The organism is Pseudomonas sp. B20, from assembly GCF_020515755.1.
In the GTDB taxonomy this organism is placed as follows: Bacteria; Pseudomonadota; Gammaproteobacteria; order Pseudomonadales; family Pseudomonadaceae; genus Aquipseudomonas; species Aquipseudomonas syringae.
Genome location: NZ_JAHPJG010000002.1, coordinates 47,526 through 72,934, shown reverse-complemented (window position 1 = coordinate 72,934; position 25,409 = coordinate 47,526). Strand labels below are relative to the sequence as shown.

Genomic DNA, 25,409 nt, shown 5'->3' with positions numbered 1-25,409 from the left:
CAGATTTTTCAAGGCAGACGCCTGTCCGGCGTCCACTGCCGCATCACAGTAGGAGGCGACGATGGCACAGCAACCCCGGTTTCTTGACGAGGATCCGCAAGAAACCCGCGAATGGCTCGAATCGATTGAGTCGGTACTCAACACTGAAGGGCGCCCGCGCGCGCACTATCTGATCGATCAGTTGCTGGACTTCGACGTCGCCCAACATGGCGATTTCTACGGTCGGGTCACCACGCCTTACGTCAACACCATTCCCAGTGACCGCCAGCAGCCTTATCCGGGCGACCTTCAGGTTGAAAAACGTATCAACGCGTTCATCCGCTGGAACGCCCTGGTGATGGTGCTGCGTGCCGGTAAACATTCCGGCGTGGGCGGCCATATCGCTTCCTATGCATCTGCTGCCGTGCTCTACGACGTCGGGTTCGACCACTTCTTCCGGGGGCGTACCGAGCAGTTCGCCGGTGACCTTGTTTATATTCAGGGCCATTCTTCGCCAGGCATTTACGGCCGGGCGTATCTGGAAGGTCGTCTGAGCGAGGAGCAACTGGACAACTTCCGTCGCGAAACCGATCGTGACGGCATTTCTTCCTATCCGCACCCGCGCCTGATGCCTGACTTCTGGCAGTTCCCCACCGTCTCCATGGGGCTGGGGCCCATCACCGCGGCGTATCAGGCACGCTTCATGCGCTACCTGGAGAATCGCGGGCTCAAGGAGCATCAAGGACGCAAGGTCTGGGCGTTCCTGGGCGATGGCGAAATGGATCAGCCTGAGTCACAGGCAGCCATTGCTCTGGCCGGGCGCGAGAAACTCGACAACATCATTTTCGTGGTCAACTGCAACCTGCAACGCCTTGACGGGCCGGTACGCGGCAACAGCAAGGTCATCCAGGAGTTCGAAAGTCTGTATCGCGCCGCTGGCTGGAACGTGATCAAGGTGATCTGGGGCGGCGGCTGGGATGCGCTGCTCGAGAAGGACAAGAGCGGGCTGCTGCGTCAGCGCATGATGGAATGCGTGGACGGCGAGTACCAGAACTACAAATCCCAGAATGGCGCCTACGTTCGCGAGCATTTCTTCGGCAAATACCCGGAGTTGCTGGAACTGGTCAGCGACATGAGCGATGACGACATCTGGAAGCTCTCGCGTGGCGGCCACGATCCGGAAAAAGTCTACAACGCCTACGCTGCCGCGATGCGCCACAAGGGTGGGCCGACCGTGATCCTGGCCAAGACCGTCAAAGGTTTCGGCATGGGCGAGGCGGGTGAGGGGCAGAACATCAACCACCAGTTGAAGAAGCTCGGGGCAGAGGCGATCAAGGCCTTCCGCGACCGCTTCTCGCTGGACATCACCGATGACCAGCTGGGCGACATGCCGTACCTGAAACCGGCCGAGGGCAGTACCGAAGCGCTGTACCTCAAGGCCCGCCGGGCTCAACTGGGCGGTTACATTCCGGCCCGTTTCAGTGACGCCGCCACCCTGCAGATTCCGCCGCTCTCGGTGCTGGATACCCAGCTCAAGAACACCGGCGATCGCGGCATATCCACGACCATGGCCTTTGTGCGCATCCTCTCGACGCTGCTCAAGGATCCGAACATCGGCAAACTGATCGTGCCGATCGTGCCGGATGAGTCACGAACCTTCGGTATGGAAAATCTGTTCCGTCAGATCGGTATTCATTCCCACGTCGGTCAGTTGTACACGCCGCAGGATGCAGGGCAGCTGAGCTACTACAAGGAAAGCACCGACGGGCAGATCATGCAGGAAGGGCTGAATGAGTCAGGTGCCATTTCTTCATGGATCGCGGCCAGTACCTCCTACGCCAACCACGGTGTGATGACCGTGCCGTTCTATATCTTCTACTCGATGTTCGGCTTCCAGCGGGTGGGCGATCTTGCCTGGGCTGCGGGCGACGCCAGGGCGCGAGGCTTCCTGCTGGGCGCCACGTCAGGTCGAACCACACTGATGGGCGAGGGGCTGCAGCATGATGACGGGCACAGCCATGTCATGTCGTCGACGATACCTTGCTGCGTGTCTTACGACCCGACGTTTGCCTTCGAGCTGGCGGTGATCATTCAGGACGGCATGCGTCGTATGTTTGCCGAAAATGAGGACATCTATTACTACATCACCTTGCTCAACGAGAACTACCCGCACCCGGATCTGCCCGAAGGCGCCGAGGCCGGCATTCTCAAGGGCATGTACCCGTTGCAGGCCAGTGCATCGATCAATACCGGCAAGCATGTGCAGTTGATGGGCTGCGGGTCGATCCTTCTGGAAGTCATCGCGGCCGCCAGATTGCTCGAAGACGACTTTGGCGTGAGCAGCGAAATCTGGAGCGTCACCAGCCTGACCGAACTGCGTCGTGAAGGCCAGAATGCCGAGCGCTGGAACCTGCTGAATCCCGAGCAGGAGCCGCGTCTGAGTTACGTGGAAAGCTGTCTGGCAGACAGGGAAGGGCCGGTGATCGTGGCGACCGATTACATGAAAATCTTCGCCGACCAGATCCGTCCGTTTGTACCCATGCGCCGTTTCGTGGCACTGGGTACTGACGGCTTTGGCCAGTCCGATACGCGTGAATCACTGCGTCATTTTTTCGAGGTGGACCGTTACTTCGTGACGGTGGCTGCGCTCAAGGCGCTGGCCGATGATGGCAAAGTCGAGCGCAAGGTGGTAGCGCAGGCCATCGAACGTTACAAGATCGACCCAGGCAAGCAGAATCCTGTGCTGGTCTGAGTCGCGCTCGTATCTGCTCTGAAACCGGCAAGGCGATTTGCCTTGCCGGTGAAGGGGCCAGTACAGACGAAGGGGAGTCTGACGGCTTGAACCGGTTTCACGCCGTCAGACGATCTTCCCGGAAGTCACGAATCGCCTGCTCGATCTCTTCCTTGGTGTTCATCACGAAGGGGCCGTATTGCACGATCGGCTCACGCAACGGCTTGCCTGCAATCAGTAACAGCCGCGCACCAGCGGCGCTGCTGATCTGCACCTCACCGCTGTCGGACAGGCGTGCCATTTGGCGTTTACCGATCGGCTGGGTGCTGCCTTCCAGCTCGACACTGCCTTCATAGACGTACAGCAGCACAAGGTGCCCTTCGGGTACGTGCGGGCTGATACGGCTGCCGGCAGGCATATCAAAGTCAAAGTACAACGGCTCGGTGTCCGGGCGCTGTACCGCCCCGGCCTGGCGAATCTGGCCATCGTCGAAATGCCCGGCCAATACCACCACCTGCACACCGGCCTGAGTGGTCACACTCGGAACGTTTTCCGGCTGGATGTCCTGGTAGCTGGCATCGCTCAGCTTGTTCTTGCCCGGCAGGTTCAGCCACAGCTGAAAGCCGCGCATGGTGCCTTCTTCCTGTTCAGGCATTTCGCTGTGAATGATCCCGCGTGCCGCAGTCATCCACTGCACACCGCCGCCCTGCAGAAGGCCGACATTGCCCATATGGTCTTCATGACGCATACGGCCTTCAAGCATGTAGGTCACCGTTTCGAAGCCCCGGTGCGGGTGAGGTGGAAAGCCGGCGATGTAGTCATCCGGCTTGTCCGACCCGAACTCGTCCAGCATCAGAAAAGGGTCGAACTGCTCCACGCCACGCCCGCCAAAAACACGCGTCAGCTTGACGCCCGCGCCATCGGACGCTGGTTGACCCGTTTGAATGGACAGGACTTTACGAAATTGAGTCATGGGAGAGAGAGCACTCCTTATCAGGTGATACGAAGTGTCATGGTATACCTGTTTATTCGATAAATTTATTCGAATGGCAGGACAGAATTATCGTATTAATCGATGGTTAGCACGGTATGGCGCATTGGCGCGGGTTGACTGGCCACCTGCCCGGATGACCTCCGGAGCAGGCTTGAAGTAGGGAATGCTCAGTGCTTGCTGCCCTGTGTCGACATGCTCAGCAGCTGTTTCTCCTGATTCCAGTCGAACGGTTCTTCGTTCTGCTCGGCTTCGTAGCGGCGTTCTTCCAGCGCCTGATACAGCTCGATTTCATCATCCGGCATGAAATGCAGGCAGTCTCCGGCGAAGAACCACAGCAAGTCGCGCGGTACCAGGTGCGCGATTTGCGGGTAGCGCTGGATGACCTGGCAGAGGATGTCCTGACCCAGGTACTGGCTTTCGATGGGATCCTGCGGCAGCAGCTCGACCAGTTCGTCGAAACGCTCCATGAACAGCGCGTGGCTTTCTTCCGGAACCTGCTCGGCCTCGCCCAGCGCGACCAGAATGCTGCGCAGGTGTGCCAGCAGGCCAAGTTGGTGATCGAGAGTGGCGTCGGCCATTGGGTAATCCTCAAATGCAAAAACAGGCGCGAGAGTATAAAGCTCTACGCGCCTGCTGTGTGGTGCGACCTGACTATCAGCGAATCTTGCCGGCTGCCAGGGTCAGCTCTTCCTTGTCGAAATCATCCACATCGATCACCTTGCGGCGGGCTGCCTCGGCGGTACGCAGGGTCTGCGCTTCGTCGGCCTGCAACACACCGATGCGTAGCGCGGCGTCGATGACAGGCTCGCCAGCGTCCGGCTTGACCTGACCACTCTTGATTGCCACTTGCAGCTTCTTGTGCAGCGGATACGCAGCGCTGAGCAGGTCGATGGCCTGTTGCAGTGCGCCGACCGGATCGTCTGCCGATTGCGGGCGATAGCAGCCTGCCAGCAACTCTTCCAGCGTCGGATCGCCCTTGGCGCGGCCCAGTACCTGGGCAACTTCGGCATCCAGTCTGTCCGACGGCCCCTTGTGCCGGCGACCGAACGGGAACACTACGGCACGCAGCACCCCGCCCAGTATGCGGTTGGGAAAGTTGCTGAGGATCTCGTCCATCGCACGTTCCGAATGCCCCAGGCTTTCTTCCATGGCCCAGCGGAACAAGGGGCTCATGTGGTCTGGCGATCCGAGGTCGTGATAACGCTTGAGCGCCGCCGAGGCCAGGTACATATGGCTGAGCACGTCACCCAGGCGGGCCGACAGGCGTTCGCGGCGTTTCAGTTCGCCACCCAGCAGCATCATGCTCAAGTCGGCGAGCATCGCGAACGCGGCTGCCTGGCGGTTAAGCGCGCGGAAGTAGCCCTGGCTGAGGCCGTTGCCCGGCGCTCTTTCGAAATGACCGAAGCCCAGGTTGAGGATGAAGGTGCTGGCGGCATTGCTCACCGCAAAACCGATGTGTTTGAGCAGCAGGCTGTCAAACTCGATCAGCGCCTGCTGTTTGTCCTCACGCCCGGCCAAGGCCATTTCCTTGAGCACGAAAGGATGGCAGCGAATCGCGCCCTGGCCGAAGATCATCAGGTTGCGCGAGAGGATGTTGGCGCCCTCGACGGTGATGAAGATCGGCGCGCCTTGCCAGTTGCGACCCAGGTAATTGTTCGGGCCCATGATGATGCCCTTGCCGCCATGCACGTCCATGGCGTGACCGATACACTCGCGGCCACGCTCTGTCAGGTGGTACTTGAGGATCGCCGAGAGCACCGATGGCTTCTCGCCCAGATCGACCGCATTGGCCGTCAGCATGCGCGCACTGTCCATCAGCCAGGCATTGCCGCCGATACGCGCCAGCGCTTCCTGGATGCCTTCGAATGCCGAGATAGGCACGTTGAACTGCTCACGCACCTTCGCGTACTGGCCAGTAACCAGGCTGGTGTACTTGGCAGCGCCGGTGCCGACGGCCGGCAGCGAGATCGAACGACCCACCGACAGGCAGTTCATCAGCATCATCCAGCCCTTGCCCAGCATCGGCTGACCACCGATCAAGTAGCTCAGCGGGATGAACACGTCCTTGCCCGAATTGGGGCCGTTCATGAACGCTGCGCCCAGAGGCAGGTGACGGCGGCCGATTTCCACGCCGGGCGTCTCGGTCGGAATCAGCGCCAGGCTGATGCCCAGATCTTCTTTTTCGCCGAGCAGGTGCTCAGGGTCGTGGGCCTTGAAAGCCAGACCGAGCAGGGTCGCGACCGGGCCGAGGGTGATGTAGCGTTTTTCCCAGGTCAGGCGCAGGCCGATGACTTCTTCACCCTGCCACTGACCTTTGCAGATGATCCCGGTGTCGGTCATCGCACCTGCATCGGAACCGGCCAGCGGACCGGTCAGCGCGAAGCAGGGAATGTCTTCACCGCGTGCCAGACGTGGCAGGTAATGATTGCGTTGCTCGTCGGTGCCGTAATGCAGCAGCAATTCAGCCGGGCCGAGGGAGTTGGGTACCATCACTGTGGAGGCCAGGTCGCCGCTGCGGGTGGCCAGCTTCATGGCCACCTGAGAGTGGGCGTAGGCGGAGAAGCCCTTGCCACCGAATTCCTTGGGAATGATCAGCGCGAAGAAGCCGTGCGCTTTCATGTGCGCCCAGGCTTCAGGCGGCAGGTCCATGGCCTGGCCGATTTCCCAGTCGCTGACCATCGCGCAGAGTTCTTCGGTCGGCCCGTCGATAAAGGCCTGTTCCTCTTCGGTCAGCTGGACTTTCGGGTAGGCCAGCAGCTTATCCCAGTCCGGGCGACCGCTGAACAGCTCGCCATCCCACCAGACCGTGCCGGCATCGATCGCATCACGCTCGGTTTGCGACATTGGCGGCAGGACTTTTTGAAACCAGCTGAACATCGGCGCAGTGAAATGCTTGCGGCGCAGATCGGGCAGCATTACCGGTATGAACACTGCCAGCCAGAGCAACCAGAACACTGTCAGCAGCCATCCTGGCGCGTGACTGAAAATGCCCATGGCCAGCAGGTAGACAGCTACCACGCCAAGCGCCGGGAGCGGGGCGGTTCGCCGATGAGCCAGCCAGGCAATGCCGACGACCAGCACAACAATCCACAACAACAGCATAAGTATTCCTCCGTGATGACCGCCGCTGTGGCAGCGATCAAGAACTGGTCGCCAGGCAGTGGTGGGGCGACATCGATAGTGACCCCTGGTTGACGAGTAAGTTGCCGCCGCTTCGGGGTAGACTGTGAGCCTTTATTTATCAGCGAGTGCGAGGGGAACGCAATGCTCAAGATCTGGGGGCGGAAGAATTCCAGCAATGTGCGCAAGGCACTCTGGATTGCCGAGGAAGTGGGCGTGCCCTACGAGACGCAGGACGCCGGTGGTGCATTCGGCCTGGTCAACGAAGCGGCCTATCGCGCGAAAAACCCCAACGGCCGGATTCCGATGATCGAAGACGGCGACTTCGTGATGTGGGAGTCCAACGCCATCGTGCGCTATCTGGCCGCCCGCCATGCCCCCGATTCTGATTTATACCCCGCAGACCTGCAGGCCCGCGCCAACGCAGACAAATGGATGGACTGGACCACCTCGACCATCGCCGCGCCGTTCAGCCCGGTGTTCTGGGGCGTGGTGCGCACGCCGGCCGACAAGCAGGACTGGCCAGCCATCGAGCAAGGCATCAAGACGCTGCACAGCCTGCTGCTGGTGGCCGACGAGGCGCTGTTGCGACAGCCCTATCTGTCTGGCGATGCGTTCGGCATGGGCGATATTCCCTTGGGATGCTTTGCCTACGGCTGGTTTGAAATGCCGATTGAACGTCCGCCGCTGCCTCACCTCCAAGCCTGGTATGAGCGTCTCAAGACGCGCCCGGCTTATCGCAAGGCGGTCATGACCCCCCTGACCTGAGCATGTGATGTGAGCAGGTGAAAGGGCTGATCGGGTGCATGTCCGGCGCTCGATATTTACTATTAACAGATGTGTCTGTACTTGAACGGCGCAGCCGAGCACCATTGCGCGGCTGGGTCGTCACGGCAGGCGGCTGGTGACAGTCATCTTCAATTCCTTTTTCTGATGAGTACCTTTCCCGATATGTCTTCCGCTCTGTCCATTCGGCAGTTAACCAAAACCTACGGCAACGGTTTCCAGGCCTTGAATGGCATCGATCTGGACGTCGCCGAAGGTGATTTCTTCGCTTTGCTGGGCCCCAACGGCGCTGGCAAATCCACCACCATCGGCATCATCTCGACACTGGTCAACAAGACCAGCGGTACGGTGAACATCTTTGGCCACGACCTGGATCGCGAGCCTGCTGCGCTCAAGCGTTGCATCGGTGTCGTGCCGCAGGAGTTCAACTTCAACCAGTTCGAGAAGACCCTGGACATCGTCGTCACTCAGGCGGGCTACTACGGCATCCCGGCGAAAATCGCCAAGGAGCGCGCCGAGCAGTACCTGACGCAACTGGGGCTGTGGGAAAAGCGCGATGTGCCTTCACGTTCGCTGTCCGGCGGCATGAAGCGGCGTCTGATGATAGCCCGTGCGCTGATTCACGAGCCGCGCCTGCTGATCCTCGACGAACCCACCGCAGGCGTGGACATCGAGTTGCGCCGTTCGATGTGGACCTTTCTGACCGAGCTGAACAGCAAAGGCATCACCATCATCCTCACCACGCACTATCTGGAAGAGGCTGAACAGCTGTGCCGCAACATCGGCATCATCGACCACGGGGTGATCGTGCAGAACACCGGCATGAAGCAGCTGCTCAGCACGTTGACCGTCGAGACGTTCGTGCTCGATCTCAAGGCCTCCTGGCAAACCGCGCCACAATTGCCCGGTTTCCCTTGCCGCCTGCTCGACAGCCACACCCTGGAAGTGCAGGTCGACAAGAACGTCGGCATCACTGCGCTGTTCAGCCAGTTGGCCTTCCAGAACATCGAAGTCTTGAGCCTGCGTAATAAATCCAATCGCCTTGAGGAGTTGTTTGTGTCCCTGGTGGAAAAAAACCTCGCGAAGGTGGCGGTATGACCGTAGCCAGCGGCGAGTTGCGCCCCAACCTGATTGCCCTGAAAACCATCGTCTACCGTGAAGTGCACCGCTTCATGCGGATCTGGCCGCAGACCCTGCTGCCGCCAGCCATCACCATGGTTCTGTACTTCGTCATCTTCGGTAACCTCATCGGTCGCCAGATCGGTGACATGGGCGGCTTTACCTACATGCAGTACATCGTGCCGGGGCTGATCATGATGTCAGTGATCACCAACTCCTACGGCAACGTGGTGTCGAGCTTCTTCGGTGCCAAGTTTCAGCACTCCATCGAAGAGCTGATGGTGTCGCCGGTCTCGCCGCACACCATTCTGGTCGGTTACACCCTGGGCGGTGTGTTGCGTGGTCTGATGGTCGGTTTCATCGTCACCATGCTGTCGATGTTTTTCACCGACCTGCAAGTGCACCACTTGGGCGTGACCATCCTGGTGGTGGTGCTGACCGCGACGATTTTCTCGCTGCTGGGCTTCATCAATGCTGTGTTTGCGCGCAACTTCGATGACATCTCGATCATTCCGACCTTCGTCCTGACCCCGCTGACCTACCTGGGCGGCGTGTTCTACTCGATCAACCTGTTGCCGCCGTTCTGGCAGACCGTGTCGCTGGCCAACCCGGTCCTGCACATGGTCAATGCCTTCCGTTACGGCATTCTGGGCGTCTCTGACATCAAGATCAGCATCGCTCTGGCGTTCATGATCGTGGCGACCTTCGTGCTGTATATCGGCTGCGCCAGGTTGCTGGTGAGCGGTCGCGGTATGCGTCAGTAACACATTGGCTTTCGACCCGCCAGGCTGGCGGGTCGAGCGTTGGCCGGGACCGGCCGTTCAGATTCTGCAACACACCACCTCTTCCGACATTTCCCCAGTGCACTGATTCTTGAGGCTTTCCGCTGCAAGGAACCGTCATGCGCACAGGGATGATCGCGCTCGCGCTCGGGCTGCTTGCCCTGCGTTTTCTACCGGCGCTGCCGCCGACCTGGCTATTGCTGCTGATGCCGATACTGGCGTTGATGCTGCTGCCGTTCCGTACCTATCCACTGGCGTTGTTCCTGCTCGGTTTCACTTGGGCCTGCGTGTCGGCGCAGTGGGCGCTGAGTGACCGGTTGGCGCCGCGTCTGGATGGTCAGACGCTGTGGGTGCAAGGCAAAGTGGTCGGTTTGCCGAGTGTCGCCGAAGGTGTGGTGCGTTTCGAGCTGGAAGGCGCCTGGTCACGACGCGCCAAGTTGCCCGTACGAATCCGGGTGGCCTGGTACGGCGGCCAGCCGGTGAACAGCGGCGAGCGCTGGCGCATGGCGGTCAAACTCAAGCGACCGTCCGGGCTGGTCAATCCGGATGCTTTCGACTATGAGGCCTGGCTGCTGGCGCAGCGCATCGGTGCGACTGGCACGGTGGTGGATGGTCAGCTATTGGCACCCGCGCGTGCCGCCTGGCGCGACGCGATTCGTCAGCGCCTGCTGGCGGTCGATGCGCAGGGCCGGGAGGGCGGTCTGGCAGCGCTGGTGCTGGGCGATGGATCAGGGCTATCGAGTACCGACTGGCAGGTGTTGCAGGATACCGGCACTGTGCATCTGCTGGTCATTTCCGGCCAGCACATCGGTTTGCTGGCCGGGGTGATTTACGCTTTGGTCGCAGGGCTGGCGCGCTGGGGGCTGTGGCCACGCTCTTTGCCCTGGCTGCCGTGGGCGTGTGCACTGGCGTTCAGCGCTGCACTGGGCTATGGACTGCTGGCCGGTTTCGAGGTGCCAGTCCGGCGCGCCTGTGTGATGGTCGCGATGGTGCTGCTGTGGCGCTTGCGTTTTCGGCACCTGGGCGTGGTCTGGCCCTTGTTGCTGTCCTTCAACGCGGTGCTGATCTTCGAGCCGCTGGTGACGCTGCAGCCGGGTTTCTGGCTGTCCTTCGCGGCGGTCGGCATTCTGATCCTGATTTTCAGCGGGCGTCTCGGCGCCTGGCGCTGGTGGCAGAGCTGGACACGGGCGCAATGGCTGATCGCCGTCGGCTTGTTGCCGATTCTGCTGGCGCTCAACCTGCCGATCAGCCTCAGCGGCCCGTTTGCCAACCTGCTTGCCGTGCCTTGGGTCAGCGTGATCGTCCTGCCTCCGGCATTGCTCGGAACGCTGTTGCTGCCAGTCCCTGTGGTCGGGGAAGGTCTGCTGTGGCTGGCGGGCGGGGCGCTGCAGTGGCTGTTCGTGTTCCTCGGCGCGGTGGCTGCAGCATTGCCGGCCTGGCTGCCCACTGCGGTGCCGGTCTGGGCATGGTGGTTGAGTTTGCTCGGGGCCTTGCTCTTGTTGCTGCCCAAGGGTGTGCCCATGCGTCCGCTGGGCTGGCCGTTGCTGTTGCTGTGCGTTTTTCCGCCGCTCGAATCAGTGACTGAAGGTCAGGTAGACGTGTTGCAACTGGATGTGGGGCAGGGCCTGGCGATTCTCCTGCGCACCCGCAATCACACCCTCCTGTATGACGCAGGTCCGCGTTTCGGTGAGTTCGATATCGGTCAGCGCGTGGTCGTGCCCGCCATGCGCAAGGCGGGTGTTCGCCATCTTGACCTGATGTTGATCAGCCATTCCGACGCAGACCATGCCGGCGGCGCAGCAGCGGTTCATCAGGCCTTTCCGGTGAGCCGGGTGCTGGGCGGCGAGCTGGCCAGACTCGCGCCGCAACTCGACGCCCGATTGTGCGAGAGCGGTGCACGCTGGGAGTGGGATGGCGTGGTGTTTTCCACGTGGCGCTGGGAGCAAGGGCCTAATGGCAATCCAGCCTCCTGCATCCTCAGCGTTGACGCCAGGGGCGAGCGTCTGCTGCTGGCGGGCGATATCGACGTGAGCGCCGAGCGCGCGGCAATCGACAGCGGGTTCGACCTGCGTGCTCACTGGTTGCAGTCGCCACATCACGGCAGCCGGACCTCGTCGTCCAAAGCATTTCTTCGCGCAGTGGCACCGGTTGGCGTGCTGATTTCCCGCGGTCGCAACAATACGTTCGGTCACCCGCACCCGTTGGTCATGGCGCGCTATCGAGGCTTGGGCATCGCCAGTTACGACAGTGCCGAGCTGGGCGCTGTGCGTCTGCAACTGGGTACGTTCGGAGCGCCGCAAGCCGAGCGTGCGCAACGGCGCTTTTGGCGTGATTGAGTGAATGGATATCGATCTCGGCGTTCGGCACTTGGCGACCCTATGGTAGAGTGGCGCCAATTTTTCGAGGGAGTGATCACTGTGTGGGAACTGGTCAAATCTGGCGGCTGGATGATGCTGCCGATTATTCTGAGCTCCATCGCCGCCGCCGGCATCATCATCGAGCGCCTGTGGACGTTGCGTGCCAGCCGTATCACGCCACCGCACCTGCTCGGGCAGGTCTGGCAGTGGATTCAGGAAAAGAAACTGGACGGCGAAAAACTCAAGCAGCTGCGCGCTGACTCGCCGCTGGGTGAAATCCTGGCCGCAGGTCTGGCCAATTCCAGGCATGGTCGCGAGATCATGAAGGAGTGCATCGAAGAAGCCGCCGCCCGGGTCATTCATGAGCTGGAGCGCTACCTCAGCGCACTGGGCTCGATCGCTGCCATGGCGCCGTTGCTTGGTTTGCTGGGCACCGTGCTGGGCATGATCGATATCTTCGGCTCGTTCAACAGCTCCGGGGCCACCGCCAACGCCGGCGTGCTGGCAGGTGGTATTTCCAAGGCGCTGATCTGTACGGCGTCGGGTCTTATCGTCGCGATCCCGGCGATCTTCTTTCATCGCTTTCTGCAGAGCCGCGTTGATGAGCTGGTGGTCGGCATGGAACAACAGGCCATTCGTCTGGTTGAAGTGGTGCAGGGCGACCGCGATGTCGATCTGATCGACGCCAAGATCGATCTCAAGTCGCTGGCCAGAGCGGGCGGGGGCAAGAAGAAGTGAAATTTCGCCGTCGCAGACCCCGGGAAAACATCGACATCAATCTGGTCTCTCTGATTGATGTGGTGTTCATCCTGCTGCTGTTCTTCATTGTGACGACCACCTTCACTCGCGAAACCCAGTTGCGGGTCGATCTGCCACAGGCCGTTACCGGAACGCCGGACGTGGACGCCAGCGCCAAACAGCTGGACATAGCCATCAACGCCGACGGGATTTTCTCGCTGAACAATCAGTTGTTGCCGAAAAACGATCTGGCGACGCTGATCGAGGCGCTGCAGCGCGAGTCGGCGGGCGATACCAGCTTGCCGCTGTCGATCAGCGCCGACGGCAAGACCCCGCACCAGTCGGTCATCACGGCCATGGATGCGGCGGGCAAGCTGGGCTTCAGTCATCTGCGCATGACCACCGTCGAGGCCACACCGGCTAACTGATGGCATTCACTGACCGTTTGCTCGATGCCTGGTACAAGGGCCACCCTGCGCTGACGCTGTTGCGCCCGCTCGAGGGCCTTTACCGGCGTGTCGTAGAGCGCAAACGGGCACGGTTTCTGGCGGGCGAGGGTGATATCTATCGCGCGCCGGTGCCGGTCATCGTGGTGGGTAATATCACCGTCGGTGGCACTGGCAAGACGCCGTTGATTCTCTGGATGATCGAGCACTGCCGCCGTAGCGGCCTGCGTGTCGGTGTGGTCAGCCGTGGTTACGGCGCCAAGCCGCCAAGCCTGCCGTGGCGCGTCCTGCCTGAACAAAGTGCCAGCGAGGCAGGGGACGAGCCCCTGCTCATCGTGCAGCGCTGCGGCGTGCCGCTGATGATCGATCCGGATCGCAGTCGCGCCGTACAGGCCTTGCTCGCTGCCGAACCGCTGGATGTGATTCTTTCCGACGACGGCTTGCAGCACTACCGTCTGGCCCGCGACCTGGAACTGGTGCTGATCGATGCCGCCCGTGGTCTGGGCAATCGCCGTTGTCTGCCGGCCGGGCCATTGCGCGAACCGGTCGAGCGGCTGAGCAGTGTCGACGCCCTGCTTTATAACGGCGCGACGGCTGACAGGGACGATGGCTACGCCTTCAGGCTCAAGCCTTCGGCACTGATCAATCTGCGCAGTGGCGAACGTCAGCCGGTGGATTATTTTCCGGCCGGGCAGGCGCTGCATGCGGTCGCCGGAATCGGCAATCCCCAACGTTTCTTCAATACCCTCGAAGGATTACACTGGCGGCCGGTGACTCACGCATTCGCCGACCATGCTGTCTACAGTGCCGAGGCGCTGACATTTACCCCCGCGCTGCCCTTGGTCATGACCGAAAAGGATGCGGTTAAATGTCGTGCCTTTGCCGCTGATGACTGGTGGTATCTGGCAGTGGATGCAGTACCTTCCGATGCCTTTGTCGGTTGGTTCGACCAGCAACTGCTACGTCTTTCTCCATGATTGCTTCAGGATCTCCTATGGACACCAAACTACTCGATATCCTCGCTTGCCCCGTCTGCAAGGGACCATTGAAGCTCAGCGCCGACAAGACCGAGCTGATCAGCAAGGGCGCAGGTCTTGCCTATCCGGTGCGCGACGGCATCCCGGTGATGCTCGAAAGCGAAGCTCGCACCCTGAGCACCGACGAGCGGCTGGAAAAATGACCGCAGCGTTTACCGTTGTCATTCCCGCGCGCTATGGCTCCAGCCGCTTTCCGGGCAAGCCGCTGAAAACCATTGCCGGCAAACCCATGGTTCAGCTGGTCTGGGAGCAGGCCTGCAAGAGCAGCGCCGAACGCGTGGTGATTGCCACTGACGATGCACGCATTGTCGAAGCCTGTCAGGCTTTTGGTGCCGAAGTGCTGCTGACGCGCAACGATCACAACTCCGGTACCGATCGTCTGGCTGAGGTGGCTGCGCAATTGGGCCTGGCGGCTGACGCGATTGTGGTCAATGTGCAGGGCGACGAGCCGATGATCCCGCCTGCGGTGATCGATCAGGTGGCGTCCAATCTGGCCGCCCATCCCGAAGCCGGCATGTCTACGCTGGCCGAGCCTATCGACGACGTGGCCGCGTTGTTCAACCCCAACATCGTCAAGGTGGCTGCGGACATCAACGGCCTGGCGCTGACGTTCAGCCGGGCTCCCTTGCCGTGGGCACGCGATGCGCTCGCAGCAAACCGCGACCAGTTGCCTGCCGGCGTGCCTTATCGTCGGCACATCGGTATCTACGCCTACCGTGCGGGCTTCCTGCATGACTTCGTCAGTTGGGGGCCGTGCTGGCTGGAAAACACCGAAAGCCTGGAACAATTGCGTGCGCTGTGGAATGGCGTGCGGATTCACGTTGCCGACGCGCTCGAAGCGCCACCCGGTGGCGTCGATACGCCCGAAGACCTAGAGCGCGTAAGGCGCTTGCTGGAGGGTTGATGCGCTTCGTCCAGTGGTCCGGGAAGGCGAGGGTATGACCTTGCAGGTGCAGTCCGCGATTTCCCTCAAGCCGTTCAATACGTTCGGTGTTGATGTGCAAGCCCGGTTATTTGCCGAAGCGCATAGCGATGATGACGTTCGCGAGGCGCTGGCTTATTCGGCCGAGCACGATGTGCCACTGCTGGTGATTGGCGGTGGCAGCAACCTGCTGCTCAGCGCTGACGTGCAGTCACTGGTGGTGCGCATGGCCAGCCGCGGCATTCGCATCGTGCACGAGGACTGTCTCGAGTCGATTGTCGAAGCCGAGGCCGGCGAGCCCTGGCATCCGTTCGTGCAGTCCTGTCTGGAGCTGGGGCTGGCGGGGCTGGAAAACCTCAGTCTGATCCCAGGCACCGTTGGCGCGGCACCCATGCAGAACATCGGTGCTTATGGCGTCGAGATCAAGGATGTCTTCCATAGCCTGACTGCGCTGGATCGTGAAACCGGCGAATTGCGCGAGTTTTCTCTGCAGGACTGTGCGTTCGGCTACCGCGACAGCGTGTTCAAGCATCAGGTCGCGCGCTGGTTGATCCTGCGCGTGCGTTTCAAGCTCAGTCGCGTAGCTCGCCTGCACCTCGAATATGGCCCGGTTCGTCAGCGTCTCGACGAGCAGGGTATCGATCAGCCGACGCCGTTCGATGTCAGCCGTGCGATCTGCGCCATTCGCAGCGAAAAGCTGCCTGACCCCGCGGTGCTGGGCAATGCCGGCAGTTTCTTCAAAAACCCGATCATCGCTGCCGAACTGTACGCGACGATCAAACAGCGGCACCCAGGCGTGGTCGGCTACCCGCAGGACGATGGCCGGGTGAAGCTGGCGGCCGGGTGGCTGATCGAGCAGGCGGGCTGGAAGGGGTATCGCGATGGTGATGCTGGCGTGCACAAGCTCCAGTCGCTGGTGCTGGTCAACTATGGGCAGGCCAGTGGCTTGCAGTTGCTAAGTCTGGCGCGCCGTATCCAGACCGACATCGCCGAACGTTTTGGTGTCGAGCTGGAGATGGAGCCGAACCTCTACTGATAGCCTGGAAAGGGTCTCTTGTGGGGGGGGCTCGCTCGCGAAGAGATCAGATCAAGCGCCGCGTATTGAAGATGAGCGCGGTGCAGTCCTCAATCAACGGACATGAAAAAGCCCCGCCTGTTTGCACAGGCGGGGCTTTTTCATGGGCCGGGATTAGACGAGGGGTTTAGGCTCGTTTTCTTTCTCGGCTTCATGTTGCGGTTTAACTGCTGGTTGCTCAGTTGCCGCTTCTTCGGTCTTTTCCTCGGCTGCCTGTGAAGGCTGTGCCGATTCTGCTTCAGCGGCAGCAGGTGCTGCCTCGACGACCGGAGCGCTGGCAGCAGCGGCTTCCTGTTGACGACGTGCTTCTTCTTCACGCTTGCGGCGACGAACTTCACGAGGATCGTTCGGTGCGCGGCCTGTGCTGCTGACCACTGGTGCAGGCGCTGCTTCTTCAGCCGCAGGTGCCTGCTCTTGTGGGGCAGGTGCCTGTTCTTCAACGACCGGCTGAGGCGCGACGTAAGGAGCAGGCTCCTCTTTCAGCGCTACCGGCTCGACGACAGCAGCAGGTGCAGGCGTTGGCAGTTCGGATGATTCAGTGGCTGGCACTTCCTCATGAGCCGCTGCTTCGACCGGCGCCTGTGGTGCTGGCTCTGGCGTCGGCTTGAACGGCACTACGCGTTCTGCGTGAGGTGCTTCGAACAGTTCGGACTGTGCAGCAATGGCAGGTGCTTCGACCGCTGCCGGCTGAACTTCAACCTCTGGAGCAGGCTGTGCTACAGGAGCATCGTCTGCCACAGGGGCTTCAACGGCAGGTGCTTCGACAGTCGGCTCGGCAACGGTCTGTGCTTTTTCGGCAACCGGTGCTTCGGTGGCTGGCGTTTCAGCTACTGGCGTTTCAGTCACGGGCGCTTCAGTCGCAGATGCTTCGGCAGCAGGTGCCTGATGCACCGGCTCGGCGTCTGCAGCGGCTGCGTTGCTGTTGGCGCGTTCGGCCTGCTGATGCGCGTCGGCTTCGGCAGGCGCGCTGATCACGCTGCTGGCAGCGGAAGCTGCAGCGGTGAAGCCCAGACCCGCCGACAGGTCGGTGGCGCTGCCTTCTTCTTCGTTGCCGTTCTCTTCGGAGCCTTCGATCACGTTGCCATTGGCATCGCGCTGACGCTCACGACGATTGCTGCGACGACGCTGGCCACGCGAGCGGCGGCGAGGGCGGTCGCCTTCGCTACCGTCGTTGCCTTCCTGGTTCTCGTCGTTGGTCTGCTCTTCGTTGAGCAACACTTCCTCTTCTTCGCTCACTGCAGCCGCGGCCTGTTCGGCGCGTGGTTGACGTTCTTCACGAGGTGCGCGCGGCTGGCGCTCTTCGCGTGGTGCGCGTTCAGGACGCTCCTCACGAGCGAGGCTCACCGCCGGGGCGGCATCCAGAGGCTCGCGCAGTTCGCGAACCGGACGATCTTCGCGCGCTTCACGTGGCTTGCGTTCGCGGGTGGTACGGGCTGGACGCTCTTCGCGCGGTGCCGACTCTTCGCGGGCTTCACGCGGTTCGCGAACGGTGCGCTCTTCACGAGGTGCACGTTCCTCACGCGGAGCACGCTCTTCGCGAGGTGCGCGCTCTGCACGTTCTTCGCGGGGGGCGCGTTCTTCACGAGGCTTGCGCTCTTCGTCGCGGCGATTGTTGCGGCCACGGCTCTGCTGGCGGCCGTTGCGGCGTTCTTCGTTGCGGGCTGGACGCTGTTCTGCAACAGGCTTTTCAACCACGACCGGAGCGACAGGCTCTTCCTTGGTCGCGAACAGGCTGACCAGGGATTTCACCAGACCCTTGAACAGGCTTGGCTCGTGAGCGACAGGTGCCGGTGCAGGCGTTGGTGCAGGGGCCGCGGCTTCTACCGGGACCGGCGCATTGGCACGGGCCGGGGCAGTCTTGACGGCTGCTTCCTGACGAACCAGGGTGCGGGTTGCGGCGGCCAGTGGTGCAATTTCTTCCACTTCGGCAGCGGCAGCAGCGATTTCGTAGCTGGTCTGGCTGCTGTGCGCTTCAGGGCTGTCATCACGCAGACGCTGAACTTCGAAGTGCGGCGTTTCCAGCTGATCGTTCGGCAGAATGATGATGCGGGCACGGGTGCGCAGTTCGATCTTGGTGATCGAGTTGCGTTTTTCGTTGAGCAGGAAGGCCGCGACCGGGATTGGCACCTGAGCGCGAACTTCGGCAGTACGGTCTTTCAGGGCTTCTTCTTCGATCAGGCGCAGGATGGCCAGCGACAGCGATTCAACATCACGGATGATGCCGGTGCCGTTGCAGCGAGGGCAGACGATGCCGCTGCTTTCGCCCAGCGATGGACGCAGGCGCTGACGGGACATTTCCAGCAGGCCGAAGCGCGAAATACGACCGATCTGCACGCGGGCACGGTCGGCTTCCAGGCTTTCACGGACTTTTTCTTCCACGGCGCGCTGGTTCTTGGCCGGCGTCATGTCGATGAAGTCGATGACGATCAGGCCGCCGATGTCACGCAGACGCAGTTGACGGGCGATTTCCTCAGCCGCTTCAAGGTTGGTCTGCAGGGCGGTTTCTTCGATGTCGCTGCCTTTGGTAGCGCGCGCCGAGTTGATGTCGATGGACACCAGGGCTTCGGTCGGATCGATGACGATGGAGCCACCGGAAGGCAGTTCGACAACACGCTGGAAGGCGGTTTCGATCTGGCTTTCGATCTGGAAGCGGTTGAACAGCGGAACGCTGTCTTCGTACAGCTTGATCTTGCTGGCGTACTGCGGCATCACCTGACGGATGAAGGTCAGTGCTTCTTCCTGGGCTTCGATGCTGTCGATCAGGACTTCACCGATATCCTGACGCAGGTAGTCACGGATGGCGCGGATGATGACGTTGCTTTCCTGGTAGATCAGGAAAGGAGCGGAGCGATCGAGGGACGCTTCCTTGATGGCGGTCCACAGTTGCAGCAGGTAATCGAGGTCCCACTGCATCTCTTCGCTGCTGCGGCCCAGGCCGGCAGTACGAACGATCAGACCCATGTCGGCGGGTGCGATCAGGCCGTTGAGGGCTTCACGCAGTTCGTTGCGCTCTTCGCCTTCGATACGACGCGAGATGCCGCCGGCACGAGGGTTGTTCGGCATCAGAACGAGATAGCGGCCTGCGAGGCTGATGAAAGTGGTCAGGGCTGCGCCCTTGTTGCCACGTTCCTCTTTCTCGACCTGAACGATGACTTCCTGGCCTTCGCTCAGGACGTCCTTGATGTTGACGCGGCCTTCAGGGGCTTTCTTGAAGTACTCGCGGGAGATTTCCTTGAGGGGCAGGAAGCCATGGCGCTCAGAGCCGAAATCGACAAAGGCAGCCTCGAGGCTGGGTTCGATGCGAGTGATTCGGCCTTTATAGATGTTGGCCTTCTTCTGCTCGCGTGCACCTGACTCGATGTCCAGGTCGTAGAGGCGCTGGCCGTCTACCAGTGCAACACGCAACTCTTCGGGTTGAGTTGCGTTAATCAGCATTCTTTTCATGTAGTACCGTCGGTTTCCGGGCTGCCGGAAACGGCGTTCGGCACACACGACTTCTCACGGTCGGTGTCAGGGCACGTCAGGAGTGGTTGGACACTCCAGTGTCTAGCGAGGTCCTCGCCCAGAGGGGGCGGAGGGTCGCGACGACGTTTCCTGCTTGCTGTGGTGGCATAAGACACCCCTTTCAGCAAAAGCTTTGTCAGGAGGAGGAATCGACCATCGGTAGCGGACGAGATGAAGCGTCTAGAACAAGCCTTGTGCTACACAGTCCGATGGTTGTGCGTCTCCACCCTACACGTATCCCTGATAATTCGGGTGCTGCCGCGCGCAGAATCCGCAGCGGGTTGGCATTTACCGCGACCTTCGATAGGGAAGGTCGCGCATCATGGCTTGAGGCGTTGTTCCCGAAGCATTCGCTCGTAGCGTCTGAAAGCGACTGCACTTTGTGAACTGGCCATGAACTGTCCGCACTGGCCGCGAGCTGTCTGCTCTGCTGTCAGGCGTGTTTCCGGCCTCATGTCACCTGCGCTTGTTACGTTTTCAGCGTGCTCCGTTGTCACCGAACACTGCGTAGGACGGCCTCCCGTCCTTGTGAATTGCGTTGGTCAGGGCCGGTTGTCAACCGTTGGTCCGCTGTCCGGCCGCTTTTGGCGGCGTTCGCGACTATAGCAGCAATCATTAAGTGCTTCAAATCCATAAAAAATTGTTATCATTTGCGGCATGACGAATATTGCCCCTCCAACCCCCGGCGTCCAGCTGGTTGAGGTTGCCCCGGAACTTGCCGGTCAACGCATCGATAACTTTCTGATCACTTATCTCAAGGGTGTGCCCAAAACCTTGATTTACCGCATTTTGCGCAAAGGCGAAGTGCGTGTGAACAAGGGGCGGATCAAGCCGGAGTACAAGTTGCAGGCAGGCGATATCGTGCGCATTCCTCCTGTGCGCGTGCCTGAGCGCGACGAGCCTGTGCCGGTCGCGCAGGCACTGTTGCAGCGTCTCGAAGCTGCGATCGTCTATGAAGACAAGGCGCTTATCGTGCTCAACAAGCCGGCAGGTATCGCCGTGCATGGCGGCAGCGGCCTGAGCTTTGGCGTGATCGAAGCGTTCCGCCAGCTGCGCCCGGATGCCAAGGAGCTCGAGCTGGTGCACCGTCTCGATCGCGACACGTCCGGTCTGCTGATGATCGCCAAGAAGCGCAGCATGCTGCGTCATCTGCACGAAGCCCTGCGCGGCGACGGCGTCGACAAGCGCTACATGGCGCTGGTCCGCGGTAACTGGGCAGCGGCGTTGAAGCAGGTGCGTGCACCGCTGATGAAAAGCAACCTGCGCTCCGGCGAGCGCATGGTCGAAGTGAATGAAGAGGGCAAGGAAGCCCTGACGATTTTCAAGGTGCTGCGTCGTTTCGGCGACTTTGCCACCATGGTCGAAGCCAAGCCGGTCACCGGGCGTACTCACCAGATTCGTGTGCACACCTTGCATGCGGGTCATGCCATTGCAGGTGACACCAAGTACGGTGACGAGAATTTCAGTCGCGAAATTCGCGATCTGGGCGGCAAGCGTCTGTTTCTGCACGCCTACATGCTGACGGTGCCGATGCCCGATGGCAGCAAACTTAATGTGCAGGCGCCTGTCGATGACATGTGGGCCAAAACAGTGGAGCGTCTGTGTGCGCCGTGATTACGATCTGTTGATTTTCGACTGGGACGGCACATTGGCCGACTCGGTCGGGCGCATCGTCCTGTCCATGCGCACAGCGGCCATCGAGACCGACCTCGAAGTTCGCGACGATACGGCGATCAAGGGGATTATCGGCCTGGGGTTGCCCGAGGCGATTCGAACCCTGTATCCGCAGATCAGCGGCAATCAACTGATCGATTTTCGGCAGCACTACGCGGACAGTTACATGGCGATGGATAACGTGCCGTCGCCGCTGTTCGACGGTGTGGTGGAATCGATACAGGCGTTTCGCGAGGACGGCTATCGTCTGGCGGTCGCTACCGGCAAGGCGCGTCGCGGGCTTGATCGTGTGCTGAAGGCCAATGGCTGGCAGGATTACTTCGATGCTACCCGGGCGGCCGACGAGACCGCCAGCAAGCCTGATCCGCTGATGTTGTACGAGATCATGGCGCACTGTGGTGTTGCGCCGCAGCGTTCGCTGATGATTGGCGATGCTTCGTTCGATCTGCTGATGGCTCGCAATGCGGGTATGGATTCGGTTGCGGTGGGCTATGGCGCTCAGCCACTGGAGTCGCTGCGTCAGTTCGAACCGCGGCTGGCTATCGAGCATTTTTCCGAGCTGCGCACCTGGTTGAACGGGCGCAGCGTCTAGTTTTCGGGTTGGAGTGATTGGAACATGTCTGACGAATGGAAGGCACCCGTTTCGCAAAGCGCGGACGAGGGCAGCAATGGCAGGGAAGAGGCAAAAAGCTGGAAGCTTCTTGAAAAGACGCTACTGGCCAGTGTTCAGGAGCAGCGCCGGGCGCGTCGCTGGGGGATCTTTTTCAAGCTGCTGGCGTTCGCGTTCCTGTTTGTTGCAGTGATCGTCCCGATGCTGGATTTCGAGGGCGGTACTTCGCGCCGTTCCAGCCACACTGCGCTGATCGATGTGCAGGGTGTGATTGCCGACAAGGAAGCGGCCAGTGCCGAGAACATTGTCACTGCGCTGCAGAAGGCCTTCGAGGATGAAAAGACCAAGGGTGTCATTCTGCGTATCAACAGCCCGGGCGGCAGTCCGGTGCAGTCGGGCTATGTCTACGACGAAATCCGGCGTTTGCGCGCGGCGAAGCCTGACATCAAGGTGTATGCGGTTATTACTGATCTTGGTGCTTCGGGGGCTTATTACATCGCCAGTGCCGCTGATCAGATCTATGCCGACAAGGCCAGTCTGGTGGGGTCGATCGGTGTGACGGCAGCAGGTTTCGGTTTTGTCGGTGCCATGGACAAGCTCGGTGTTGACCGTCGTACCTATACCTCCGGCGAGCACAAGGCCTTCCTTGACCCGTTCCAGCCGCAGAAGGCTGATGAAACGCAGTTCTGGCAGGGTGTGCTGGACACGACTCATCGCCAGTTCATTGCCAGTGTCAAACAGGGTCGTGGCGACCGGCTGAAGGACAAGGATCACCCGGAACTGTTCTCCGGGCTGATCTGGACCGGCGAGCAGGCTGTTGCGCTGGGTCTGGTGGATGGTCTGGGCAGTGCAAGTTATGTTGCGCGGGATGTGATCAAGGAAAAGGACATCGTCGAGTACACCGTCGAAGAGTCGCCTTTCGATCGCTTTTCGAAAAAGCTGGGCACCAGTATCGCCGAGCGAATTGCCATGCTGGTCGGTTTCAACGGCCCAAGCCTGCGTTGATGGCTTGATGTAGGCATAAAGAACCCGGCCAATGGCCGGGTTCTTTATATGTAAGGGTCAGGGTACGCGGACGCCTTCCTTTATAAGCATGTCCACCAGGCGTATCAGCGGCAGGCCGATCAGGCTGGTCGCGTCGCTGCCTTCGGTGCTGCGAAACAGGCTGACGCCAAGGCCTTCTGCCTTGAAGCTGCCAGCGCAGTCATAGGGCTGTTCGGCATGCAGATAGCGTTCGATGCTGGCCCGGTCGAGTTCGCGCATGTGCACAGTAAAAGGCACGCAGTCGACCTGGCACTCGCCAGTCGAGCTATTGAGCAGGGCCAGGCCGGTCAGGAAGGTCACGCTTTTGCCGCTCGCTGCCGTCAGCTGTTCCAGTGCGCGCTCGAAGCTGTGTGGTTTGCCCAGGACCTGTTCGTCAAGGACGGCGACCTGGTCGGAGCCGATGATCAGGTGCTGTGGATGCTCGGCGGCGAGCGCTTGGGCTTTCTCTCGGGCAAGGCGCTGTACGAGGTCGAATGCGGCCTCGTTCGGTCGCCGGCTTTCATCGATATCCGGAGACCTGCAGGTGAATGGCAGGCGCAGGCGGGCGAGCAGTTCGCGGCGGTATGAGGAGCTGGAAGCGAGGAGCAGGGATGGCATGCGGTTCTCCGTAGGCTGAGCGTTGATTCTAAAGAGTGGCCGGAGTGACGAACAGGCCTGAATTTCCTTTGACATGCCCGGGGGGCATCCCTAGAATGCTGCGCCTATGTTGAATGACCCGATTCCATCTCACGTTGACCCGCGCAAATTGTCCGATCGCGGCACTACCCTTCAGGGTGAAGTGCTGCTGGGCGATCTGAAGAGACTCTGCGACCCGCTTGCCGACACTGTCGGTACGGTGCAGGCGAAATTCGTTTTTGAGCGTGACGAACGCCGTTCTGTGGTTATCCACAGTTCGATAGACGTCCCGGTCAAGATGGTTTGCCAGCGTTGTCTTGAGCTGGTGACCCTGCCGATCCACAGCGAATGCAGTTACGTTGTGGTGAAGGAGGGTGCGAATACCCAGTCGTTACCGAAAGGTTATGACGTGCTGGAACTGGGCGAAGATCCTTTGGATCTGCTGGCATTGATCGAGGAGGAGCTATTGCTCGCCTTGCCCATTGTGCCTGCTCATCATCCTGAAGAATGCCAGCAACCGGCGGGTCTCGATGAGCCCGAACCGAGCGTGGACGAGGTAACGCGGTCCAACCCGTTCAGTGTATTGGCGCAGTTAAAGCGTGACCCAAACGTTTAGGAGTTAATCAATTATGGCTGTTCAGCAGAACAAAAAATCCCGCTCTGCCCGTGACATGCGTCGTTCGCACGACGCTCTTGAGGCAAGCACTCTGTCGGTAGAAAAGACCACTGGTGAAATTCACCTGCGTCACCACGTATCGCCAGAAGGCGTATACCGTGGTCGTAAAGTGATCGACAAGGGCGCTGACGAGTAATTTCTTGTCCGCTCCGATCATCGCGATCGACGCAATGGGCGGGGACTTCGGTCCCCGCAACATTGTTCAGGCAAGCCTCGCGTGCCTGACAGCTACTCCCTCGCTTCACCTGGTCCTTGTCGGCCAAGCCTCCCTTATTGAAGAACTCGTCTCTGCTCATGAAGCCGTGGATCGTTCGCGCCTGCGTGTCATTCATGCCAGTGAAGCGATTGCGATGGACGAGCGTCCGTCTCAGGCGTTGCGTGGCAAGCCTGACTCTTCCATGCGCGTTGCTCTCGAGCTGGTGGCCAGCGGTCAGGCCCAGGCATGTGTCAGTGCCGGCAATACCGGGGCGCTGATGGCGCTTTCCCGGTTCGTGCTCAAAACCTTGCCAGGGATTGATCGCCCGGCAATGATCGCAGCCATTCCCACTCGCTCCGGTCATTGCCAGCTGCTGGACCTGGGGGCGAACGTCGATTGCAGCGCCGAGGCGCTTTATCAGTTTGCAGTGATGGGCTCGGTGCTTGCCGAGATCCTCGGTGTCGCAACGCCCAGAGTGGCCTTGCTCAATGTGGGCACTGAAGACATCAAGGGCAATCAGCAGGTCAAGCGTGCTGCCGGTCTTTTGCAGTCTGCCTCGGGGCTTAACTACATTGGCTATGTCGAAGGCGACGGGTTGTACAGGGGAGAGGCTGACGTGGTGGTGTGTGATGGTTTCGTCGGCAATGTATTGCTCAAGTCGAGTGAGGGGCTGGCGACCATGATTGCTGCCAGAATCGAGACGCTGTTCCAGCGCAATCTGCTCAGCAGGGCGGTCGGCGCGCTGGCGTTGCCCTTGCTGAAGCGCTTGCAGACCGACCTGGCGCCCGCCCGTCATAATGGCGCGAGCCTGCTCGGGTTGCAGGGGGTCGTGGTGAAAAGCCATGGCTCTGCCAGTGTTTCAGGCTTTCAGAGTGCGATTCATCGAGCGCTCGTCGAGTCCCGTGAAAACCTGCCACAGCGTTTGAAGGGGCGGCTTGAAACGATGTTCCAGGACGACCGAAGCTGAAAATGTGACGCATCAGACTGGTCAGTCATCCAACCGA

Annotated in this window: 22 protein-coding genes; 17 read left to right on the top strand and 5 right to left on the bottom strand. The window is 60.6% G+C overall.

Annotated features, from left to right (window positions below; genetic code table 11):
• Window positions 1-61: 61 nt before the first annotated feature.
• On the top strand, window positions 62-2,731 hold the full coding sequence (aceE, locus tag LIX91_RS03115; RefSeq protein ID WP_226487962.1) for a pyruvate dehydrogenase (acetyl-transferring), homodimeric type: 2,670 nt from the start codon (window positions 62-64) through the stop codon (window positions 2,729-2,731).
• Window positions 2,732-2,828: 97 nt separating this feature from the next.
• On the opposite strand, the gene LIX91_RS03110 is transcribed toward aceE, so the two are convergent.
• The 3 genes from LIX91_RS03110 to LIX91_RS03100 form a co-directional block, all read right to left on the bottom strand.
• On the bottom strand, window positions 2,829-3,683 hold the full coding sequence (locus LIX91_RS03110; protein WP_032698159.1) for a pirin family protein: 855 nt from the start codon (window positions 3,681-3,683) through the stop codon (window positions 2,829-2,831).
• 188 nt (window positions 3,684-3,871) lie between these two features.
• Window positions 3,872-4,282: a PA2817 family protein gene (locus LIX91_RS03105; protein WP_003317460.1), complete on the bottom strand. Its 411-nt coding sequence runs from the start codon at window positions 4,280-4,282 to the stop codon at window positions 3,872-3,874.
• Between the two features lie 76 nt (window positions 4,283-4,358).
• Window positions 4,359-6,806, bottom strand: coding sequence for an acyl-CoA dehydrogenase (locus tag LIX91_RS03100; protein ID WP_003415665.1), 2,448 nt, complete (start codon window positions 6,804-6,806; stop codon window positions 4,359-4,361).
• Between the two features lie 162 nt (window positions 6,807-6,968).
• On the opposite strand from LIX91_RS03100, the gene LIX91_RS03095 reads away from it, so the two are divergent.
• The 10 genes from LIX91_RS03095 (at window position 6,969) to murB (ending at window position 16,047) form a co-directional block, all read left to right on the top strand.
• On the top strand, window positions 6,969-7,592 hold the full coding sequence (locus tag LIX91_RS03095) for a glutathione S-transferase (protein ID WP_226487961.1): 624 nt from the start codon (window positions 6,969-6,971) through the stop codon (window positions 7,590-7,592).
• Window positions 7,593-7,775: 183 nt separating this feature from the next.
• Window positions 7,776-8,708, top strand: coding sequence for an ABC transporter ATP-binding protein (locus LIX91_RS03090; RefSeq protein ID WP_003317464.1), 933 nt, complete (start codon window positions 7,776-7,778; stop codon window positions 8,706-8,708).
• Window positions 8,705-9,493 (top strand): ABC transporter permease, encoded by a 789-nt coding sequence (locus tag LIX91_RS03085; RefSeq protein ID WP_226487960.1) that lies wholly within the window; start codon window positions 8,705-8,707, stop codon window positions 9,491-9,493. Before LIX91_RS03090 ends, LIX91_RS03085 begins: the two co-directional genes overlap by 4 nt.
• A gap of 137 nt (window positions 9,494-9,630) precedes the next feature.
• Window positions 9,631-11,847 carry a DNA internalization-related competence protein ComEC/Rec2 gene (locus LIX91_RS03080; protein ID WP_226487959.1) on the top strand — a complete coding sequence of 739 codons (2,217 nt, stop codon included), beginning with the start codon at window positions 9,631-9,633 and terminating at the stop codon, window positions 11,845-11,847.
• 81 nt (window positions 11,848-11,928) lie between these two features.
• Window positions 11,929-12,606, top strand: a complete 678-nt coding sequence (locus LIX91_RS03075; RefSeq protein ID WP_002552676.1) for a MotA/TolQ/ExbB proton channel family protein — start codon at window positions 11,929-11,931, stop codon at window positions 12,604-12,606.
• Complete coding sequence (locus tag LIX91_RS03070) at window positions 12,603-13,034, top strand: ExbD/TolR family protein (protein WP_003409582.1); 432 nt, start codon at window positions 12,603-12,605, stop codon at window positions 13,032-13,034. Before LIX91_RS03075 ends, LIX91_RS03070 begins: the two co-directional genes overlap by 4 nt.
• Window positions 13,034-14,029, top strand: a complete 996-nt coding sequence (gene lpxK / locus LIX91_RS03065; protein WP_226487958.1) for a tetraacyldisaccharide 4'-kinase — start codon at window positions 13,034-13,036, stop codon at window positions 14,027-14,029. Before LIX91_RS03070 ends, lpxK begins: the two co-directional genes overlap by 1 nt.
• Before the next feature lie 17 nt (window positions 14,030-14,046).
• Window positions 14,047-14,232, top strand: a complete 186-nt coding sequence (locus LIX91_RS03060) for a Trm112 family protein (protein WP_002552679.1) — start codon at window positions 14,047-14,049, stop codon at window positions 14,230-14,232.
• Window positions 14,229-14,993, top strand: coding sequence for a 3-deoxy-manno-octulosonate cytidylyltransferase (gene kdsB / locus LIX91_RS03055; protein ID WP_103688291.1), 765 nt, complete (start codon window positions 14,229-14,231; stop codon window positions 14,991-14,993). Before LIX91_RS03060 ends, kdsB begins: the two co-directional genes overlap by 4 nt.
• A gap of 34 nt (window positions 14,994-15,027) precedes the next feature.
• Window positions 15,028-16,047 carry a UDP-N-acetylmuramate dehydrogenase gene (gene murB, locus LIX91_RS03050; protein WP_046270564.1) on the top strand — a complete coding sequence of 340 codons (1,020 nt, stop codon included), beginning with the start codon at window positions 15,028-15,030 and terminating at the stop codon, window positions 16,045-16,047.
• Between the two features lie 153 nt (window positions 16,048-16,200).
• Here murB and rne read toward each other — a convergent pair whose 3' ends face one another.
• The gene (gene rne / locus LIX91_RS03045; RefSeq protein ID WP_226487957.1) at window positions 16,201-19,521 is read right to left on the bottom strand and encodes a ribonuclease E; all 3,321 of its coding nucleotides are present in this window, start codon (window positions 19,519-19,521) and stop codon (window positions 16,201-16,203) included.
• Window positions 19,522-20,247: 726 nt separating this feature from the next.
• Between rne and rluC the strand changes: the two genes are divergently transcribed.
• From rluC to sppA, 3 genes are read left to right on the top strand one after another with little or no spacing between them, the layout of a single operon-like run.
• On the top strand, window positions 20,248-21,204 hold the full coding sequence (gene rluC / locus LIX91_RS03040) for a 23S rRNA pseudouridine(955/2504/2580) synthase RluC (protein ID WP_003415672.1): 957 nt from the start codon (window positions 20,248-20,250) through the stop codon (window positions 21,202-21,204).
• Window positions 21,194-21,856 carry an HAD-IA family hydrolase gene (locus tag LIX91_RS03035; protein WP_003415673.1) on the top strand — a complete coding sequence of 221 codons (663 nt, stop codon included), beginning with the start codon at window positions 21,194-21,196 and terminating at the stop codon, window positions 21,854-21,856. Before rluC ends, LIX91_RS03035 begins: the two co-directional genes overlap by 11 nt.
• Before the next feature lie 24 nt (window positions 21,857-21,880).
• On the top strand, window positions 21,881-22,879 hold the full coding sequence (sppA, locus tag LIX91_RS03030) for a signal peptide peptidase SppA (protein ID WP_003415674.1): 999 nt from the start codon (window positions 21,881-21,883) through the stop codon (window positions 22,877-22,879).
• 57 nt (window positions 22,880-22,936) lie between these two features.
• Here the strand turns inward: sppA and LIX91_RS03025 are convergent, their stop codons facing one another.
• Entirely contained in the window at window positions 22,937-23,515 is a 579-nt protein-coding gene (locus LIX91_RS03025) for a Maf family protein (protein ID WP_226487956.1), read from the bottom strand.
• A 106-nt stretch (window positions 23,516-23,621) separates the two neighbouring features.
• On the opposite strand from LIX91_RS03025, the gene LIX91_RS03020 reads away from it, so the two are divergent.
• The 3 genes from LIX91_RS03020 to plsX are packed head-to-tail and all read left to right on the top strand — an operon-like array spanning window position 23,622 to window position 25,372.
• Complete coding sequence (locus tag LIX91_RS03020; protein ID WP_003390869.1) at window positions 23,622-24,149, top strand: YceD family protein; 528 nt, start codon at window positions 23,622-23,624, stop codon at window positions 24,147-24,149.
• A gap of 13 nt (window positions 24,150-24,162) precedes the next feature.
• A complete protein-coding gene (rpmF, locus tag LIX91_RS03015; RefSeq protein WP_002552688.1) occupies window positions 24,163-24,345 on the top strand; it encodes a 50S ribosomal protein L32 in 183 nt (60 codons plus the stop codon).
• A gap of 4 nt (window positions 24,346-24,349) precedes the next feature.
• Entirely contained in the window at window positions 24,350-25,372 is a 1,023-nt protein-coding gene (gene plsX, locus LIX91_RS03010) for a phosphate acyltransferase PlsX (RefSeq protein WP_032702702.1), read from the top strand.
• The last annotated feature ends 37 nt before the right edge of the window (window positions 25,373-25,409 follow it).